General features: G+C 36.7%; 1 pseudogene. It reads left to right on the forward strand.

The annotated features are described in order from the left end of the window. Nucleotides 1-701, forward strand: a pseudogene (locus HMPREF3241_RS12950) (hypothetical protein); the annotation flags it as partial.

A 701-nucleotide genomic window follows, 5' to 3' on the forward strand; every position in this document is an offset into this window, starting at 1 on the left:
ACAGAAAGCAAAGACAGTGCTGCAAGTACAGATTTTGGTTCAACAGTTGCTACTAATGATAGTAATTCTTCATCAAATAGTACCTCAGCAATTAATTTAAGAACATTTAGTAGATTGGCAACAACAACATTCGCAGCAGCAGCAGCAACTTCAACTACAAATACTTATACAGGTGCAGGGACTGATACAAATTATAATATTCCAATTTATTATAAATTAACAACTGTAAATAATGGAACGTCTATGACTTTTACGTATACAGTTACTTATGATAATCCTGCTACTACGACGGTTGAAAGACCTACAGCATTGTCTAATAGTTACGCAATATACAACACAGGAACAACTAATCAAACGATGTTTACACTAGGTAGTGCATATGGAACACCTTCAACAGCGACAAGTTATATTACCGATTCAACAGGTGCTCAAGTTAGTAATCCAAGAGCAAACACAACTAATATAAACAAACAGGGTAGTGGATATACTTGGGCAAACGGCTACCAAATGAATGGAGCCCAAGCTAAACAAGGATATGGTTTAACCACAACTTGGACAGTTCCTATCAATTCTAGTGGAGACACTTCTTTTACATTTAACCCATACTCTACATCTGTGACAGGTGGGACAAACTTCTTTAATGGTCAAAAAGTGACTGTTACGGATCCTACAAGTGCATCGAATTCACAAAGTGCATCAAC

It is taken from the genome of Staphylococcus sp. HMSC34G04 (assembly GCF_001838765.1).
Lineage (GTDB): Bacteria > Bacillota > Bacilli > Staphylococcales > Staphylococcaceae > Staphylococcus > Staphylococcus epidermidis.